The sequence below is a fragment of the Lentzea sp. NPDC036949 genome, from assembly GCF_055608075.1.
Genome location: NZ_JBVJRA010000012.1, coordinates 60,274 through 75,825, shown reverse-complemented (window position 1 = coordinate 75,825; position 15,552 = coordinate 60,274). Strand labels below are relative to the sequence as shown.

Annotated in this window: 12 protein-coding genes; 4 read left to right on the top strand and 8 right to left on the bottom strand. The window is 71.7% G+C overall.

The window, feature by feature from the left end; translation table 11 throughout:
• Positions 1 to 26 precede the first annotated feature (26 nt).
• Genes ACZ7CD_RS29740 through ACZ7CD_RS29720 form a run of 5 tightly spaced genes read right to left on the bottom strand, consistent with a single transcriptional unit; the run spans position 27 to position 5,895 of the window.
• The gene (locus ACZ7CD_RS29740; RefSeq protein ID WP_458434194.1) at positions 27 to 644 is read right to left on the bottom strand and encodes a thioesterase II family protein; all 618 of its coding nucleotides are present in this window, start codon (positions 642 to 644) and stop codon (positions 27 to 29) included.
• Positions 622 to 2,379: an asparagine synthase (glutamine-hydrolyzing) gene (gene asnB / locus ACZ7CD_RS29735; RefSeq protein ID WP_470380183.1), complete on the bottom strand. Its 1,758-nt coding sequence runs from the start codon at positions 2,377 to 2,379 to the stop codon at positions 622 to 624. The genes ACZ7CD_RS29740 and asnB overlap by 23 nt, the downstream gene beginning before the upstream one ends.
• The gene (locus ACZ7CD_RS29730) at positions 2,379 to 3,971 is read right to left on the bottom strand and encodes a non-ribosomal peptide synthetase (protein ID WP_470380182.1); all 1,593 of its coding nucleotides are present in this window, start codon (positions 3,969 to 3,971) and stop codon (positions 2,379 to 2,381) included. The genes asnB and ACZ7CD_RS29730 overlap by 1 nt, the downstream gene beginning before the upstream one ends.
• Before the next feature lie 37 nt (positions 3,972 to 4,008).
• Positions 4,009 to 4,845 (bottom strand): fumarylacetoacetate hydrolase family protein, encoded by an 837-nt coding sequence (locus ACZ7CD_RS29725; RefSeq protein ID WP_470380181.1) that lies wholly within the window; start codon positions 4,843 to 4,845, stop codon positions 4,009 to 4,011.
• 12 nt (positions 4,846 to 4,857) lie between these two features.
• Positions 4,858 to 5,895, bottom strand: coding sequence for a beta/alpha barrel domain-containing protein (locus ACZ7CD_RS29720; RefSeq protein WP_458434199.1), 1,038 nt, complete (start codon positions 5,893 to 5,895; stop codon positions 4,858 to 4,860).
• A 194-nt stretch (positions 5,896 to 6,089) separates the two neighbouring features.
• Here ACZ7CD_RS29720 and ACZ7CD_RS29715 point away from each other — a divergent pair, with 194 nt between their 5' ends.
• Positions 6,090 to 6,863: an SDR family oxidoreductase gene (locus ACZ7CD_RS29715; protein ID WP_470375534.1), complete on the top strand. Its 774-nt coding sequence runs from the start codon at positions 6,090 to 6,092 to the stop codon at positions 6,861 to 6,863.
• A gap of 24 nt (positions 6,864 to 6,887) precedes the next feature.
• Here the strand turns inward: ACZ7CD_RS29715 and ACZ7CD_RS29710 are convergent, their stop codons facing one another.
• Entirely contained in the window at positions 6,888 to 7,439 is a 552-nt protein-coding gene (locus ACZ7CD_RS29710) for an LmbU family transcriptional regulator (protein WP_360398254.1), read from the bottom strand.
• A gap of 576 nt (positions 7,440 to 8,015) precedes the next feature.
• On the opposite strand from ACZ7CD_RS29710, the gene ACZ7CD_RS29705 reads away from it, so the two are divergent.
• Together ACZ7CD_RS29705 and ACZ7CD_RS29700 are read left to right on the top strand one after the other, a co-directional pair.
• Positions 8,016 to 10,121: a M6 family metalloprotease domain-containing protein gene (locus tag ACZ7CD_RS29705; RefSeq protein WP_470371391.1), complete on the top strand. Its 2,106-nt coding sequence runs from the start codon at positions 8,016 to 8,018 to the stop codon at positions 10,119 to 10,121.
• A 58-nt stretch (positions 10,122 to 10,179) separates the two neighbouring features.
• Positions 10,180 to 10,839, top strand: a complete 660-nt coding sequence (locus ACZ7CD_RS29700) for a DNA alkylation repair protein (RefSeq protein WP_360397940.1) — start codon at positions 10,180 to 10,182, stop codon at positions 10,837 to 10,839.
• A gap of 97 nt (positions 10,840 to 10,936) precedes the next feature.
• On the opposite strand, the gene ACZ7CD_RS29695 is transcribed toward ACZ7CD_RS29700, so the two are convergent.
• On the bottom strand, positions 10,937 to 11,824 hold the full coding sequence (locus ACZ7CD_RS29695; RefSeq protein ID WP_360397938.1) for a VldE C-terminal domain-containing protein: 888 nt from the start codon (positions 11,822 to 11,824) through the stop codon (positions 10,937 to 10,939).
• Between the two features lie 124 nt (positions 11,825 to 11,948).
• Here ACZ7CD_RS29695 and ACZ7CD_RS29690 point away from each other — a divergent pair, with 124 nt between their 5' ends.
• Positions 11,949 to 14,759, top strand: a complete 2,811-nt coding sequence (locus tag ACZ7CD_RS29690; RefSeq protein ID WP_470380180.1) for a hypothetical protein — start codon at positions 11,949 to 11,951, stop codon at positions 14,757 to 14,759.
• An 11-nt stretch (positions 14,760 to 14,770) separates the two neighbouring features.
• Here the strand turns inward: ACZ7CD_RS29690 and ACZ7CD_RS29685 are convergent, their stop codons facing one another.
• Entirely contained in the window at positions 14,771 to 15,517 is a 747-nt protein-coding gene (locus ACZ7CD_RS29685) for an AfsR/SARP family transcriptional regulator (RefSeq protein WP_360397934.1), read from the bottom strand.
• Positions 15,518 to 15,552 lie beyond the last annotated feature (35 nt).

The window sequence follows — 15,552 nt, the reverse complement described above, 5'->3', positions numbered from 1 at the left end:
CCAGGCAGATGCCAGGAGAGGGCTGGTCAGAGCAGGTCGGGGGCCTCCAGCAGGGCTGAGTGGCCGCCGGGGAACTCGGTGCGGGTGAACACGCCCGTGGTCACCTCGGCCCACGCGGCGACACCGGCCGGGGACGTCAGCGGGTCCTCCTCGCCGTGCGCGGCGAAGACCGGGCACCGCAGCACCGGGTGGTCCGACGGCCGGAACTCGCCCAGCAGCGTCATGTCCCGCGCCGCGGTCTCCACCACGACGTCGCGCCACTCCCCCGCGACGAGCCCCGGCGCCACCCGCTCCAGGTACGCCTCGGTGTCCGAAATGGACTCCGGTGCCACGGAATGCCGGGACGGCGCAACGGCTCCGAGCACCACCAGCCGTTCGACGGCGACACCGGACGTCTCCAGCACCCCGGCGACCGCATAGGCCACGTAGGCGCCGAAGCTGTGCCCGACGAGCACCGGCCGTTGTCCGGTCACCTGCTCCGCGCACGCCTCGACCAGCGCGCCGAACGACGCCGCCGGCGCGCTGCGCCCGAACCGCCCCGGGTACTTCACCAGCGTCCCCGAGCGCAGCAACGCCCGGCAGTCGCTGCCGTAGGACCCGGCACCGGGGAAGACGAACACCTCAGACCCGCAACCCGAGCTCATCCACCACCATCGCGATGCTGATCGCACTCAACCGGAAGTCGAACTTGTCCGTGCCCGGCGCGACGGTCAGGGACCCCGGCGCCAGCACCCCGCTGGCCACCACGAGCTCCTCCCACCGCGCCCACGTCACCGGGTCCACGACGGAGTCCAGGTCGTAGGCGGTGAACCCGTGCTTGCCCCGGTTCAGCACCGAGTCCGGCACGATCCCGCGGTAGGCCGACCGCAGGCACGCCTTGCCCTCGAAGTCCGCCACCTTCTCCGCGTCCGGGACCCGCAACGCCGCCGCCACCACGCCGTTGCCCAGGAACGGGTACCGCCCCTCGACCGAGTTCCGCATGACCATCGCGTCACCGTGGTCGCCGAGCAGGTGCCCGGACAGCTGCACGTGCACGTCCGCGACCGACCGCAGCTGCATGGGCGAGAGCGAGCGCACCTCGTCGTCGCTGAACGGGATCAGCCGCGAGCGCCAGAACTCCGCGCCCCGCAGGGCTTCCTGGACCTCCGGCGCGAGGAACACCGTGCGGCGCGAGGACACCTTGTCCCAGTTCACCTCCCACGCGAAGTCGGCCCTGCCCCAGGCCTGCTCGTTCTCGTCACGACCGGGCCGACGGCCGCGGCCCGCGCTGTCGAACGCGTAGGAGTCGTAGCCGAAGAACAGCTCGTCGGCGCCCTCACCGGACACCACGCCCTTGATCCCGGCGGACCGGACCGCGTCGGCGAGCATCATCGCGGCGACGTTGTAGGTCTCCCGCTGCGGGAAGCAGCAGTGCCGCACCATCTTCTCGAACGACGCGGTGATGTCGGAGACCCCGCACCGGATCTGCTCGTGCTTGGTGTCGGCGAGGGCGGCGACCTCGCGCTGGAACCGGCCCTCGTCGAGCGACGGGTCGTCGAACACCACCGAGAACGTCCTCATCGGACGGTCCACGAGCGACGCCGCCTCCAGCACGATCGCCGTGGAGTCGAAGCCACCGCTGAGGTACGCGCCGATCTCCACGTCCGCGTGCAGCCGCGCCGACACCGACTCGCGCAGTGCCGACCGCAGCTCCTCCGCGGGCACCGGGTCCTCGGTGAAGTCGCCGTAACGCCAGTACCGCACGGTCTCCACGCCGTCGGCCGAGATCCGGACGGCACATCCCGGCGGCACCGCGGACACACCGTGCACCAGCGTCCTGGGCGCGACGACGTTGCCGAGCGAGAAGTACTGGTCCACCGCGGTCACGTCGACCCGCCACGCCTGCCCCGCGCACTGCACCAGCGCCTTGAGCTCGGAGCAGAAGTGCACGGACGAGCCCACCGCCGTGTAGTACAGCGGGCAGACGCCGAACCGGTCGCGCGCCAGGTACAGCGCGTTCTCCGCCCGGTCGAACACCACCGACGCGAACTGCCCGTCGACCTCCGCCAGCCCCGCGATGCCGTGTGCCGCGACGAGGTCGGGGATCACGGCGACGTCCACGCCGTTGGCCGGGTCGGTGCCCAGCCGCGCCTTCAGCGCACGGGCGTTGTAGATCTCGCCGTTCGTCATCGCCACGAACCGGCCGCCGCGGTCCTCCGCCGGCTGCCAGCCGTCGACCAGTCCGGTCATGCCGAGCCGGCCCAGCTTCACCGCCAGCGTCGGCGTGTTCAGCGAGTACGTCTCGTCCGGGCCGCGGTGCACGAGCCGGGTGTGCATGGCCGCGGCGACACCGCGGTCGACCTGGCCGTCGGGCGCGAACGTCCCGCACACGCCGCACATCAGGCGCTCCGCTCGCGCAGCGCGGTGGTGAGCGACTTCAGGTTCTCGGCGCGCAGCACGTCCCGCACGCCCGCGTCCATCCAGCCGAGCCTGCGCAGCTCGTTCACCAGCACCACGGTCGAGGCCGAGTCGCCGCCGATGTCGAAGAAGTTGTCGTCCAGGGAGGCGTCGGAGACACCGGTGAGCTGCCGGGCCAGTGCGAGCACCCGGTCCTCCGGCAGATCGGTCACCGCCGCCGCCGTCGTCGTGCGCGCGGCCCGCAGGGCGTCCCGGTCGACCTTCCCGTTGGGCGTGTACGGCATCTGTTCGATGCGCGTGACCACCGACGGCACCTTGTAGGGGTCGAGCACCGCTTCCAGATGGGCGCGCACGGCCCGTTCGTCGACCGTGCCGACGAAGTAGCAGACCAAGGCGTCCGCGATCTCGGAACCGTCGTGCGACTCGGCCATCACGACCGCCTCGACCACGCCCGCCAACCGGCAGGCGGCGCTCTCGATCTCACCGGGGTCGAGCCGGTAGCCGCGGACCTTCAGCTGCCGGTCGGCGCGTTCGACGAAGTACAGCCGCCCGTCGCGTTCCTCGACCACGTCACCGGTCCGGTAGGCGCCCTCGAAGCGCTGCACGCCGTCGGCGGTCAGGTACCCGATCGCCACGCTGCGCCCGATGATCACCAGCTCGCCGCGGGAGGCCGGGTCGCCGGGGCGCGGCACGACCTCGTACCCGCAGTCGCCGACGACCTCGCCCAGCGGCACGGTCTCCGTGTGCAGCGCCGGGTCGAGCACGTCGCTCAGCAGGTTGCAGACGGTGGTCTCGGTCAGCCCGTAGGCGTTGTGGAACGCCGCCACCGCCGACCACTTGCCGACCAGCGCCGGACGGCACGCGCCACCGCCGTTCACCACGTGCCGCAACGACATCGAGCCGGTCGGCTCGGTCGCGGTCAGCGCGAACGGCGTGGTCTTCAGGTGCGTGATCCGCAGGTCCTCCAGCGTGGCCTGCAGCACCGGGCCCGGCGCCAGCCGCGACTCGTCCACCACGACCAGGCAGGCACCCGAGGTGAGGGTCCAGAGGATCTCGGTGACGCAGCCGTCGAACGTGAGCCGCGCGAACTGCAACGTCCGGCAGTCCGGTGTCAGCTCCAGCCGCCGCACGTGGTCGGCGATCATCCGCGCCAGCGGGTCCACCGCGACCAGCACGCACTTCGGCTCACCGGTCGAGCCGGAGGTGTGGATCGCGTAGGCGGCCCCGGTCTGCCCGACCGCCCGCTTCTCGCCGGGCACCTCGACGAGCTCACCGCCGCGGGCGAGCCACGCGACGCCGAGCGCGGCGACCTTCTCCGCGTTCGACGTGCTGTCGCGCGGGTCCAGCACCACGAACGGCCGGCCGGAGGTCAGCGCACCGGCCAGCGCGACGATCGTCGCGGCACCGCGCGCGGCCTCGACCCCGACGAACTCGCCGGGAGCGGTGCACGCTTCGAGCTGCCCCGCGAACGCCGCGACGCGGTCGCCGAGCTCGCGGTAGGTGATCGTCTCGGCCGCCGTCTCGACGGCGGCGCGATCGGCGTGCTCGACGAAGGCACGCCGGATCGCGTCCACGATGGAAAGCTGCTCAACCAACACGCCTGTCGCCCCTTCACGGTGCCTGTTTGACGGTGTGCACGAGCGTTCCGACCCCCTCGACCACCGCGCGGACGGAGTCGCCCGCGGAGATCACGGCGGCACCCGGAGTTCCCGTGCAGATGACCGTGCCGGGTGCGATCGTGCGGCCGGCGGTGAAGTACTCCACCAAATAGCCGAGGTCGTAGAGCATGTCGGAAACAGGTGCCGAAGACATGACTTCCCCGTTTCGCACGGTCGACACCTGAATTGTCGCGAAGTCGGCGATCTCGTCCACCGTGACGAGTTGCGGACCGACGCTGCAGAACGTGTCGAACCCCTTCGCCCACGGGATGTACCGCGGATTCTCCCGGATCACGTCCTCCGCGGTCATGTCGAGAACCGCGGTGACGCCGACGACGACGGAAAGCCATTCGTCGCGCCGCACGTTCTTGCACTCCGTGCCGATCACGAGACCCAGCTCGGCCTCGGCGGTGACGCGTTCGCTCTGCCTCGGCAGCTCGATCACACCGCCGTTGCCGATCAGCGCGTTGTCCGGGCGCAGGTAGGAGCCCGGACCGGACTTGGGCTGCTCGGTCAGCAGGTCCTGGGAGTGCTTGCGGTAGTTGAGCCCGGCGCCCCACACGGGGCCCTGCGCGATCGTGGCCGCGTCGCCCAGGTCGAGCTCGACTGCCTGGTCGGCGAGGGCTGCGACCTGCGCTTCGAGCTCCGGCCGGTGGTCGGGGACGAGCAGGTCGACCAGGCGCACCGGCTCCTCGTAGCCGGGGATGAGCGACAACGGCACCCAGCGCCCGTCGGGCAGGCCCGCGTGGACCTCGTGGCTGATGCCCGTGCTGAACCGCGCCAGCTTCACGGCGTCTCCCCCTCAGGCCCGAGCGCCGACGGTCGCGGGCGCGGACAACAGCTCGGCGGCGGCCCTGATGTCGGCGCCGTCGATGCTGCGGGTGGCCAGGCCGGCGGCCTTCTCCATCACCGACGCCGGGTCCAGCCGGTGCTGCTCGCACAGGTCCTCGACCAGCTGGTAGTAGTTCGAGTGCACGCCCAGCACACCGCCCAGGACCTGCATGTTCCGGTTGTCCGGCAGCACGTCGAGGTGCTCGCGGCAGAACTCGGCCATCCGGGACAGCTCGCGGTAGTCGTAGCGGTCGTCGCCCTTGACCTTGAGGATGCCGGCGAGCGACTCGGTCTCGGCGTTGCCGGAGCCGCGGCCGAAGCCGTGCAGGGTGCCGTCGACGATCGACGCGCCGGCCGTGAGCGCCGCGATGCTGTTGGCGTTGGCGAGGCCCAGGTTGTTGTGGCCGTGGAACCCGACGACGGGGAACGACCGCTGCACGACGGTGACGTAGCGGTGGACGTCGCTGGGCAGCATCGAGCCGTAGGAGTCGACGACGTAGACGCCCGCGACCTCCCGCGGCACGGCCTTGAGCAGGTCCGGCAGGGCCTCGTAGGGCGTGGAGCTGGACTTCATCAGGTTGAGGTAGACCTGCCCGCAGATCTCGGTGGCCCGGCGCAGGTAGTCGAGGTTGGCCGCGACCTTCTCGGCCTCCATGCCGACGCGCACGAAGCTCATGCCCGCCGCGACCAGCTCGGACATGGTCTCCAGGCGGCTGAACGACGGCTGCGCGAACACGCCCCACGTCGATGACCGCAGGTGGGTGCCCGCCAGCTCGCACCAGCGGCGCAGCGAGATGCTGCCCGGCCGGTTGCCCGCCCGTTCCGCCTCGTACCCGACCCCGTGCGCGATCTCGATCTTCTGGATCGGGGTCGCGTCCAGCCGGCACATCAGTTCGACGACGAAATTCTCGTCGAACTGGAAATCGACGGCGTAGGAGCCGTCCCGCAACGTCGTGTCGAGAATTTCACTGGTCAACGGCAGCAGCAGTGGGTCGTATTCGGCAGTCATATCCATTCCCATAATCAGGTCGGGTGGTGACAAATGCCTAGCACGCGTTATCGCGAGGCCGCAACAAATAGCGCTCGTTCCACACCTCTTCCGGTCCTGCCGGTTGTCCTGTCGGCAGGACGCCGGTTGCACGTACCCCGGCGCACTGATATTCAATCCAACAACTCGCCGATTTCATGTTTGGAGTGGAACCCATGGATCTCGGACTGACCGGGCGCACCGCACTCGTGTGTTCGTCGACCGGCGGAATCGGTGAGGCGGTGGCCCGTGCGCTCGCCGCGGAGGGGGCCGGCGTGGTGGTCTGCGGCCGCCGCGGCGACCGGGCGCGGGAGGTCGCCGCGTCGTTGCCCAGCGCGGTGGGCGTGGAGGTGGACCTGACGGCACCGGACGGCCCTGCCGCGCTGGTCGCCGCGACGACCGAGCGGTTCGGGCCACCGGACGTGCTGGTGCTCAACGGTCCCGGGCCGCGCCAGGGCCCTGCGCACGGGGTGGACGTGGCCGACGCCGACGGCGCGCTGGACGCCCTGCTGCGCCCGCACCTGCGGCTCGTCGCGCTGTGCCTGCCCGCGATGCGGGACCGCGGCTGGGGCCGGATCCTCGCGGTCGGCTCCAGCGGGGTCGCCGCGCCGCTCGCGAACATGGCGCTGTCGAACCTCGGCCGGGCCGCGCTCGCCGGGTACCTCAAGACGCTCGCCGGCGAGGTGGCCGCGGCCGGCGTCACCGTGAACATGCTGCTGCCCGGCCGCATCGAGACCGACCGGCTCGCCGCGGTCGACGCCGCGAACGCCGAGCGGTCCGGCCGCACCGTCGCCGAGGTCACCCGTGCCTCCCTCGCCACGATCCCGGCCGGCCGCTACGGGCGCCCGGAGGAGTTCGCCGCCGCGGCCGCGTTCCTGTGCGGTGAGCCGGCGTCCTACATCACCGGCACGGCGCTGCGCTGCGACGGCGGACTCGTCCGCAACCTGTGACAGCCGCCGGCGCCGGGCCGTCGCTCAGGAGACGACCCGCAGCCCCTGCCCCGAGCTCAGCGTGCGCTCGGCGGCCCGGTCGAGGTTCGTCACCAGCCACTGCTCGAAGTCCTGCCCGACCACGTCCGCCGCCTGCCGCCAGGTCTCGATCCGGTCCTGCGGCAGGCTGATGCGCGAGTCGGCCGAAACCTCATTTCCGGAGTCTTTTTCGCCGCGAATGGCGGAACGCAGCTGCCGGGTGGTCCAAGAATTCATCTCCGCTTGGCTGAGCAGGTATTCCTGGACATCAGCCGGCAGGGAGGCGACTTCCGCGTGGTGTTGAAAGGTCAACGCCGGACGCCGCCGGTGCAAATCGAACCGACCGGCCACCCAGGCGTAGTTGCGCAACGTCTGATAACTCAGACCGACCGCCCGCACCGCGTGCTGGTAGCGCTCGGAGTAGTGTTCTTTGCCGAACACGAGCCAGTCCCCCAGCGACCACGCCGAGGAGTCCACGAGCTCGGCCAGCCTGCGACCTGCCCGCTCCCACTCGTCGAAGCTCAACGCCGTGGGGATGCGCAGCCCGACCCGTGTCATCATCACCTGGTCATCGCTTCGACCTGCACGGTTGGCCGCAGCCCTGCGCCCTCGGACGTCTCCAGAGCCCATGACGTGTCCCCCTCCTCGTCACTTCCGCCGACCTCGTTGTCAACGCGCACCGACCACCGCCGCGGCCGTGCGGACCATGAAGGCGAACCGGACCGTTGACCGGTCAACCCGTAAATACAACTGCAGTAACGCGGCCGTGGCAGCCCGTCCGAATAGGCGAAACAATCCGACGAACTCCGCCCCAGCAGTCGTCAAAGCTCTTGGATCCGAGAGTAGAGGCTGCGCAGAACACTGACAAGGAAGCTCCGCCGGTGGTCAGAGGGCAAATTCCGCGTGGAGCGTCCGCATTCTTCAGGCCACTGATCGACGGGGCAACTCCAGCTTCAGTGAGCCGAAAAGGCTCTACTGTGGACGGCTTCCCACGAGCGGCTTCACCCCGGTCGTGCGGGGCCGAACCTCCCCTGTGGAGGGCGTCGGGCACCGTTCCGCTGTGTCAACTGGCAACGCGGCCACCCGACGCCAGGCCGTGGTGACGGCACCGCGGTCTGCACCACGGTGGGTGGTATGGACCGCACACCTGCACGTCGCCGGAACCGGCGTCCGTTACTGCTGGTCACCGCGTTGCTCTCGGTCGGCGGACTCGTCGCCGGCACCACCGGCGTGAGCGCTGCTCCGCCCGACGAACCCCTGCACCACTGGCAGTTCGACCACTGGCCGCAGCAGCAGCCGTGGCAGCAGTCGCGCGACGCCGCGAGAGTGGCCGCGCACGCCGGACTGCCCGGCCCGATCGACCCGCAGAACTGGGTCAACCCCGACCACATGACGTGGGAGGGGGACTACCGCAAGATCCCCGGCACCACCTGGGCCGACCCCTCGAAGCGGGGGTCGGTGCGCACGTTCAAGGGTGCCCTGGTGCTGCTGGACTACCCGAACCAGCCGTTCGTCGTGACGCAGCCCGAGCACTCCACGGTGTTCGGCAACCCCAGCGCGGAGGCCAGCGGCGTGCCGCGCGAGCAGGTCGCGCAGTTCTACCAGGACTTCCTCAACAAGCCGAACGGCCTCAACCGGGGCCACACCGTGCACGAGTACTGGATGGAGACCTCCGGCGGGCGCTACGGCGTCGACCTGAAGGCGTTCGGCCCGTACACGATGCCGGGCAAGGACCACGAGTACGCCATGGAGTTCCAGGGCGGCACCGGCTGCCCGGCCGGCGACACGTGCACCCGCGACATCCGCACCGACGGCCGTGCCGCGTGGGTGGCCGACGTCGGCGCGGAGGTGCCGGCGGGCTACGACTTCACCTACTACCTGTCGGCGGGCCAGGACGAGTCGGGCACCTGGCAGGAGTTCGGGATGATGAAGTTCCGCACCAGGGAGGACGTCACCGACGACTTCGGCCCGCCGGACCCCGCGCTGCCGAACTGGTCGCGCACCCGGTACGTGGACTGGACCTCGTGGGCGGCGGGCTCGTCGATCTGGCCGAACGCGGGCGGCGGCTCGTCGACCCAGGCCGAGAGCTCCGGCCAGGGCGTCTACGCGCACGAACTGAGCCACCTCCTCGGCATCGGCGACAACTACAGCAACCCCTACGGCAGCCCGCCGCGGCGTGACTACTCCGGCCCGTGGGACATGCTGTCGCGCGGCTCGTTCAATGGCCCCGGCGGCCCGCACTCGCGGTGGACCATCCCGGCCACCGGCGGTGCGTCGCTGGGCGCGCAGCAGACCCTGCGCAACAAGATCAAGCTCGGCATCGTCGACGAGCAGAACGTCCTGCGGCTGTCGCGGGAGGCGCTGGCCGGCTCCGGCACGGTCATCGCGAAGGTCACCGCCCGTTCCGTGCAGCCCGGCGCGACCGGCCTCACCGGCGTGAACATCGCGATGAACGCCGACCGGTCGCCGACCTGCACCGTGTCGGCGAACCCGTTCTGCGACGGCGGCGGCTACAACAACTACACGCTGGAAGTCGTCGACCGCATGGGCGCCGACTCGTTCACCCCTGACTCCGGTGTGCTGCTCGCGAAGACCAAGAACGCCGACGCCGCACCGTTCACGTGGGTCGTCGACGCCAACCCGCAGGACATCGGCATGACCGACTACGTCCTGCCGGACGGCACGAAGGTCCCCATCACCGTCGGCGACTACCGGCAGCTGTCGGACGCGTTGTTCCACGCGGGCACCAATTCCGGCAGCGAGTTCGAGTACGTGGACCAGGCCAACCGCCTGCACTTCTACGTCCTCGACGTGCAGCGCGACGCCGCGGGCGTGCTGTCCTACACCGTCGCCGTCCGCTCGCTGGACGGCACCGGCCCGCAGCAGCGCGGCGTGCGCGTGACGCCCACGGCGGCCCGCACGGGCTCGGACGGCGTGGCCACGTGCCGGTTCCCGTTGACCAACACCGGTCGCGCGGCCGCGGCGGGCGGCCACCCCGAGGACGTCACCCAGTACCTCGGCGGTGACGTCTACCGCGTGTCCGCCACGGTCGCGGACACCGGCTGGACCGTGTCGCTGCCGAACGCGCTCGCGACCGCGAAGTTCGGCGGCCGCGTGGACGTGCCGGTGCACGCCAAGCGCGACGGCGGCCCGATCACGTCCAAGGTGACGCTCAAGGCCACGTCCGAGAGCAACCCGGCCAGGACCGCGACCGCCACCTGCACGGTGGTCGGCCGCTAGCCGCACGACCCGTTCGTCACCGACGTATTCTGTTGTCGGTGACGAACGGGAGGCTGCGATGACGGTGACCGGGGTGCTCGACAGGCTGGCCGCACTGGAGGACCCGAAAGCCCGTGCCGTGAACGAGAAGCACGGCGACGACCACGGCGTGAACCTCGGCAGGCTCCGCGCTCTGGCCAAGGAGCTCAAGACCCAGCAGGACCTCGCCGTGCAGCTGTGGGCCACCGGCGACACGGCGGCGCGCCTGCTGGCGTTGCTGATCTGCCGCCCCAAGGCGTTCTCACGCGCCGAGCTCGACACGATGCTGCGCGAGGCGCGCAAGCCCAAGGTGCACGACTGGCTCGTGAACTACGTCGTCAAGAAGAGCGCTCACGCCGAAGACCTGCGCGTGACGTGGATCGACGACCCCGACCCGGTGGTGGCGAGCGCCGGCTGGGCGTTGACCGTCGACCGGGTGGCGAAGAAACCGGAGGGCCTCGACCTCGACGGGCTGCTGGACGTCGTCGAGGAGGAGCTGCGCGACGCCCCGGACCGGTTGCAGTGGGCGATGAACCACTGCCTGGCGCAGATCGGCATCGAGCACCCGGCGCTGCGGCAGCGGGCGATCGACATCGGCGAACGGCTGCAGGTGCTCAAGGACTACCCGACACCACCGAACTGCACGTCGCCGTTCGCACCGGTCTGGATCACCGAGGTGGTGCGCCGCCGGAACGCCTGAGCGACGCGGCAAGGGGAGCACCCGCGACGGGCACTCCCCTTGCACAGCGCCGGACCAGGTCGACGTCCCCCCTGCCGGACGTCAGCTGTCCGGCAGCTCAGTCACCGTGCGGGTTCTGCACGGAGACGTGGACGTGGTCGTAGTGACCGCCGGTGACACCGCTGCCCGCGGTGTAGTCGCGCCAGCCCTCGGACGAGCGGGCGACGCTCCAGATCTTGCCCTGCCAGATCACGTAGCGGACGTCGAGCTTCGCGGCGTGCTTCTGCAGCCAGCGGGCCAGCTTCCAGCCCTGCTCCTTCTGCGCCGCGCTCGGGTAGGAGCCGATGGCGTTGGAGATGGTGCAGTCGAGCGCGTTGCCGGTGTTGTGGTTGCTCGTCGACGGCTCGTAGCTGCGGTAGTCACCGACCCAGCAGTCCTTCTCGCCGGTCAGCGACCGGATCTGGTCGTCGATGAACTGCGTGCGCTTGGTGGCCTGCGGGGCCCGCGCGGTGGCCGACGGGTGCGGGTTGGTCGCCGGGGTGCCGTAGGAACCGCTCGGCGGCGGGGTGCCGCCACCGCCGTCACCCAGCTTGTGCGCGGCGTTCTCGTTCTTGAGCTCCGAGTTCAGGTTGACCTTGCCACCGGCGGCGATGGTCTGCCGGGGACCGGCGTAGCCGCTGTTGAAGTAGACGGTGACCGGGCCGCTGGTGCGGTTCCAGACCGAGGCGGCCTCGTTCTTCACGCACAGGCCCTTGCCGTTGCCCGCGCCCTTGAAGTCGTAGCAGCTCGGCTGTTCGTCGCCGTAGTCGGGAACGGAGGTGGCGAAGTCCGACACCGAACCGGCGTGGTCGCTGTTGTAGTACAGGCAGAACTCGCCCGCCTCGCAGGAGCCGTTGCGGGCGGTCGCCGCGTTGGCCGTGGCGGCGCCTGCGGACACGCCGACCAGCGCGCCCATCAACGCCACGAAAGTGATCCTCTTGAGCGCCGAGAGCGCTGACTTCCTCATGGCCATGAGAATTGCGACGCGCGCTGACACTTCCCTGACACCGCGTGCCAGCGCGGTGTCAGCGGGTCACCGGACGCGCTTCAGCCGGGAAAACGGGTGGCACGCGTGCGCGATGATGGTGCCGATGACGACTCGACTGGCATTCGGCGTGACGGCCGGACCGGGGCTCGGCTGCTGGCCGGTCCCGTCGGGCGGACCGCCCGTGCCCGGCGCACCGGTCGCACTCGGTCCCGCCGGTGCCGCTCCCGCGGCCGTCCGCGCCGCGACCGGCCGGCTCGACCGGCTGGTGCGCCAAGGCGGTGAGGTCGCGGCGGGTGCGGGCGTCGACCTCGGTGGCGGTTTCCACTCGGCCCGGCTCGCGGGGGCGCACGGCGACCGCCGCGACGCGGTGCTGGCCGCGCTGCGGTGCCTCGGTGCCGACGGCGCGCACCGGCTGGGTGACCGGACCGCTGTGCTGGTGGCGTTGTTCGGCGAGCAGGTCACCAAACGGGTCGGCGCGGCGGCGCACCGGGCGGTCACCGACGGGCGTTGGGCCGCGGTGCAGCTGGCCTCGGCGGCGTCCGACCTGCTCGGGCCGGAACAGCTGGAACGCGTGCTGGACCTGCGTGCGCCCGAGGACGTCGACCCGTTCCCGCGCGGCGCGGCGTCCACTGTGGCCGGTCACCTGTCCCGCGTGCTGGCCGCGTACCCGAAGCCGCGCAGGCTGAAGCTCGTCCTCGACCTGTGGGACCACGTGTGCGGGCTGCTGCTGGACCGGCAGCGTCGTGCCCGCCTGGTGGCGTCGCAGGTGCGGACGGAGCGGCTCGACGAGCTCCGCGAGCGCCACCGCGAGCACTTCGACGGCAAGATCGTGCAGCACCTGACCTGGGACCTCAGCGGACAGCCGGTGACGCTCGCCAACGCCGCGCGCTGGCAGCCGCCGAAGTGGTGGACCGCCAGCGAGCTCGAACACCTGCTGCACGACGCCATCGCGGCGACAGCGCTGCTGCGGTTCGCGCGGACGACGTCCGACGAGGGTTTCGCGGTCGCCGTGGACCGGCACCGGGCGGAGCTGGTCGCCGCCGACGCCTGTCTCAACGAGAGGAGCCGCACAGCGGCCACCCACCGGCCCGACGGCGCGTACAACCACCCGGCCCGGCCAGGCGCCTACGTCCACCGGATCGTGCTGGAAACCGGTCCCGACCGGACGGTCAACGCGCGGACCGAGGGCAGGGTGCGCACGTACACCGCCATGGCGCGCAACTACGGCGTGGTCGTGTTCGAGGCCGTGGAGAGGTTCCTCGACAGGCTGTTCCAGCCGCTGCACCACCCTGGCGAGGGCGATCCGGGGCGGTCGCCGCAGCTGGCCGGGTGGCGCCGGGAAGTGGGGTACCCGCGTGCGCCGCAGAGCTGGGAACAGCCGCCGCTGGCCGACACGCGCGAGGAGGCCCCGACCGCACCGCTGGCCCAGCGCCTCGCCGGCGCCGATCCGGCCGACGTCGAGCTGCCGCACGACCTGCTGTGGTTCGCGGACCTCGCCGACGCGCTGGCACCGTTCCACGGCGGCGACTCCGCGACCGTCCGGCACGAGCACCCCCACCCCACCGTCACCTACGACGACGCGCCGGCGAAGCCGGGCCACACCTCGCTGCCGCTCGCCGTGGCCGAGGTGGCGCAGCTCGTGATGTTCGGCGCGGTGCCACCACTGCGCTGCGGGAGCTGGGCGGAGCTGGTCACCGGCGTCACCTCCAGCGCCGTGATCGCCGAGGCCGACACCGGCGTGTTCCCCATCCCGCCCGGTGTGTCCGCTGTGGACGGTTCGACCGTCGCGGGGCTGACCGTGGAGCTGGGTCGCGAACCGCGGCAGCTGGCCGAGTGGTCCGGGTACATGGGCAACTGCATCGGCGAGTCCTGGTATGCCGACCAGGCGCGCAAGGGCCACTGCGTGCTCATGGCCCTGCGGGCTCCCGACGGCCGCATCGCCGCGAACCTCGACGTGCGCCGCCACACCGCGGGCTGGCACGTCCACGAACTGCGCGCGCGGTTCAACGACACCGTCGCGGACGAGCTGGAGCAGAAGGTCAGGAAGTGGGTGGAGCACCTGCCCGCGCCCCGGCCGCCGGAACCGGAGCCGGTGGTGCCCGTTGCCCCGGTGCGCGTGCGGGGCGGCTCCGCCCGCCGGTCCGCCGCGGGAAACCTGCCCGCCGAGCTCGTCCGCGCCCTGACCGCCGCCGTGGAACGGGAGCTGGCCGGCAAGCCGGTCGTGACCGCCCGGCGGGCCTACGCCGAGCTGGCCCGCGGTCTCGGCCGACCCGGTCCCGCCGACTTCGAACCGGACGCGGCCGTGGTGGCGTTGAAGCGCGTGGACGACCACGTGGACCTGGTCCGCGCGGCCCTCGCCGACGGCCTCGCCGCGACGACCCTGTGGCAGGCCACGCGCGTCCGCCCGCTGGCCGCCGCGGTGCACCGGCTCGACCAGGAGCTGCGCGACCACGAGCGGCTGCACGCCCTCACCGGCGGCGCACCGCTGCCGAGGACGTTGCGCGCTCTGGTGCGCCGCCCCGAGATCGCTCCCGCCCACGCCCTGGACGTCGTGGCGCGGTCGGTCCGCGCGGCCATGGGCGAGCTGCTCGGTGACGCCGCGCTGGCGCGTTCGGTGGCCCGTCGCCCGTCCACGGAACTGGTGTGCGCGCTGGCGATCGCGACCACCTGCTCGGAGTCCACAAAGGACACGGTCGTGGTGGCCGGGCCGAGGAAGACGACGGTGCCCGGCTTTCCCCCGAGCGACCTGGCCGACCCGCAGGGGCCCTGGCAGCAGGCGTTGCCCGCGGCCGCCGACCTCGGTGCGCCCGTGGACCTGTTCTGGTCGAAGATCGCCGAACACGGCCTGCTGATCCCGGCCGCGGTGCTGGGCAAGGGCGGCTGGCCCGCGCTGTGGGCCCGGCTGCACCGCTGACGGGTACCGGGTCACAACGCCGCCTGCGACGCCACCAACCGGGTCATGTGCGACGACGGCGCCACCCCCAGCTCGCGGTGCAGCAACGCCCGGTAGTGCTGGTAGTGCCGCAGCGCCGACCCGCAGTTGCCCTGGGCCAGGTGCGCCGCGACCACCGTGCGGTGCGCGGTCTCCCTCACCGGGTCGATCGAGATCGCCGTGAACGCCGCCTCCAGCGCCGCCAGGTGCGCACCGGCCGAGATGAGCCGGTGGGCGACCGCCTCCAGCGCGTGCAACCGGACCTGCTCCCAGCGCCGGCGTTCGGGTGCGAGCCACTCGTCGGCCCAGTACGGCAACAGGTCCCGCGACAGCGCGGCGACCAGGTCCCCCGCGGTCGCCGGGTCGACGGTCGCGGCGGGACCGACGACGCGGTGGGCCGCCTCGATCGCCCGGCAGAAGTCGACGGTCAGCGCGGGCGACGGGCGTAACCGGTCCACGGAGCACTCGACGACCGGCCGTTCCGTGGCCCTGCGCAGGTGCCACAGCGCCTGCCGCACGTTCGCGGTCGCCCGCTGCCTGCGGCACTCCGGCCACAGCTGCTCGGCGACGGCCTGCCGGCTCACCGCCTCGCCGTGGTGGATCGCGACGTAGGCCAGCAGCCGTTGCGCGCCTTTGGGCAACGGGACGTCCCCGCTTCCGGTGAGCAGCTCGAACCGGCCCAGCACCACCAGCCGCACCCCCGCGCCCCCGGCTCGTCTGCCACCTTCCGCTTCGGTCATCGTCGTCCTCCCCGCGAGCACCGGCGCCGTCGCCC

What these genes read in the sequence shown, in the direction of transcription:
- ACZ7CD_RS29720 (WP_458434199.1), bottom strand. Translation starts at nt 5,895, where the DNA reads ATGACTGCCGAATACGACCCACTGCTGCTGCCGTTGACCAGTGAAATT.
- ACZ7CD_RS29715 (WP_470375534.1), top strand. Translation starts at nt 6,090, where the DNA reads ATGGATCTCGGACTGACCGGGCGCACCGCACTCGTGTGTTCGTCGACC.
- ACZ7CD_RS29740 (WP_458434194.1), bottom strand. Translation starts at nt 644, where the DNA reads ATGAGCTCGGGTTGCGGGTCTGAGGTGTTCGTCTTCCCCGGTGCCGGG.
- ACZ7CD_RS29710 (WP_360398254.1), bottom strand. Translation starts at nt 7,439, where the DNA reads ATGACACGGGTCGGGCTGCGCATCCCCACGGCGTTGAGCTTCGACGAG.
- asnB (WP_470380183.1), bottom strand. Translation starts at nt 2,379, where the DNA reads ATGTGCGGCGTGTGCGGGACGTTCGCGCCCGACGGCCAGGTCGACCGC.
- ACZ7CD_RS29705 (WP_470371391.1), top strand. Translation starts at nt 8,016, where the DNA reads ATGGACCGCACACCTGCACGTCGCCGGAACCGGCGTCCGTTACTGCTG.
- ACZ7CD_RS29695 (WP_360397938.1), bottom strand. Translation starts at nt 11,824, where the DNA reads ATGAGGAAGTCAGCGCTCTCGGCGCTCAAGAGGATCACTTTCGTGGCG.
- ACZ7CD_RS29685 (WP_360397934.1), bottom strand. Translation starts at nt 15,517, where the DNA reads ATGACCGAAGCGGAAGGTGGCAGACGAGCCGGGGGCGCGGGGGTGCGG.
- ACZ7CD_RS29690 (WP_470380180.1), top strand. Translation starts at nt 11,949, where the DNA reads ATGACGACTCGACTGGCATTCGGCGTGACGGCCGGACCGGGGCTCGGC.
- ACZ7CD_RS29700 (WP_360397940.1), top strand. Translation starts at nt 10,180, where the DNA reads ATGACGGTGACCGGGGTGCTCGACAGGCTGGCCGCACTGGAGGACCCG.